This window comes from Streptococcus infantis (assembly GCF_047464415.1).
GTDB lineage: Bacteria > Bacillota > Bacilli > Lactobacillales > Streptococcaceae > Streptococcus > Streptococcus infantis_AE.
This window is the reverse complement of the sequence record NZ_JASHBX010000045.1, coordinates 1-1,385: the sequence shown is the minus strand read 5'-3', so window position 1 is coordinate 1,385 and position 1,385 is coordinate 1. Positions and strand designations below refer to the sequence as shown.

Here is a 1,385-nt window from a genome sequence, read left to right as displayed (position 1 = left end):
AAAGCAAGGTCATATCCTTCATTCTTTAATTGTCTTTGTCTACGTTTTGATAAATCAGGCATGCTATCTCTCCTACACTTTCTCATTCATATTGTTGTATTGCTTTATAATCTGAATTTTCTTCCTGTAGCTGATATCTTGTGGAACAAAATCATTATTTCCATAGGTTTTAGCCTTACGAACCAATTCGTCCAATTCGGTTGTTGTAGGTGCAAATAGCCACAGTATGAACTCTGTATTATAGACTTCTTGTCGGATGCTTTCTTCAACTTTAATTTGGCTTTGAAGCCAAATTTCACGATCCTTGAGTTGTAAAAAACGTCTATCATTTATTGATAACTTAGACATTTCTTGTCGCACTAAATCCAAATGATGGCGCAAGTCAGAAATTTGCGTATCTGTATTTGTTGGTAAAGTTGTCGTCTCCACTTGGATATTCGATCCAAATCGAGTCAACCAGGTTTCAAAATTTTCAATGGTTCTCATAACCTCGTTATAAGACATCGATCCTAAATCTTTACCTGGTATCTCCATCAGCTGCAAGTAGCCATAATCAACTAACTGGATATAAGCCTGGCTGTTCGGAATGATTGATTTTACATCTAACAACTCAACGCAAGAATGTAAATCAAAATATTCCTGCGTTTGTTTCTTTGTTTCTTGAAGACGTCCCAGAGGGCGTTTCTCATTTTTTGAGGGTTGAATTTGTTTAATCGCCATTATGGTTTTCTCCTTCTGATATAATTCAAGCTAATATAACGTTTTCTTCTTCGTCTGAAGAAAAGAAACATGCTGTGCCAATTCTTTTTGCCACCGTTAGCTGGTAACACCAGATACAAACTCAGAACTGGTGTTAAAAAAATGAATGCGAACATCTGTATCCACTGGCTTTTGGGAAAGATTTTTAAGCCAACGCTCAAAGCGATTACTCCAGTAATTCCTACAAAAGCAATATCTAGGATAAGAAGGCCTATAATCTTGACTTTGGCATAGATATCTCTAGGTACACCGTATTTTTCACCGTACATTAATTTCTCCTTTATATTTGTTTTGACACTCACATTATAATGAATAATCGAAAATATCTTTTAAAGGGACAATAGCATTTTTGCCATTGTCTTTCAGGAAAGAATTGTATAAAAAGTTATATACTTTTTTGTATAATAAAAGAAGCCTCAATCTTGAGACTTCTTGACTAAATCAAAGAATGATTCTTCAGAAAGAAAAGTGATGGATTGACCGTCTGATATTCTTCTAAGCGCTGCATCATGCTTTTTAGACCTTTTATCTGGATCAAAAAGATTCAACTGCTTGTGTCCTAAAACCAATATATCTGTCCTAGAAGATATATAATTTTGAACGACAGCTCCTTTACTTTCTAAAAA

The 1,385-nt window shown here is 34.7% G+C and carries 3 protein-coding genes; all 3 read right to left on the bottom strand.

The window, feature by feature from the left end; all coding sequences use genetic code 11:
* Positions 1–72: 72 nt before the first annotated feature.
* Positions 73–720, bottom strand: a complete 648-nt coding sequence (locus tag QM460_RS10360) for a hypothetical protein (RefSeq protein ID WP_000985686.1) — start codon at positions 718–720, stop codon at positions 73–75.
* Positions 720–1,028, bottom strand: coding sequence for a DUF5592 family protein (locus tag QM460_RS10355; RefSeq protein WP_049494027.1), 309 nt, complete (start codon positions 1,026–1,028; stop codon positions 720–722). Before QM460_RS10355 ends, QM460_RS10360 begins: the two co-directional genes overlap by 1 nt.
* 147 nt (positions 1,029–1,175) lie before the next feature.
* A partial coding sequence (locus QM460_RS10350) for a hypothetical protein (RefSeq protein WP_414290049.1) occupies positions 1,176–1,385 on the bottom strand: 210 nt, incomplete at its 5' end.

Coding starts and splice junctions, on each gene's coding strand:
- QM460_RS10360 (WP_000985686.1), bottom strand. CDS start 720: ATGGCGATTAAACAAATTCAACCCTCAAAAAATGAGAAACGCCCTCTG.
- QM460_RS10355 (WP_049494027.1), bottom strand. CDS start 1,028: ATGTACGGTGAAAAATACGGTGTACCTAGAGATATCTATGCCAAAGTC.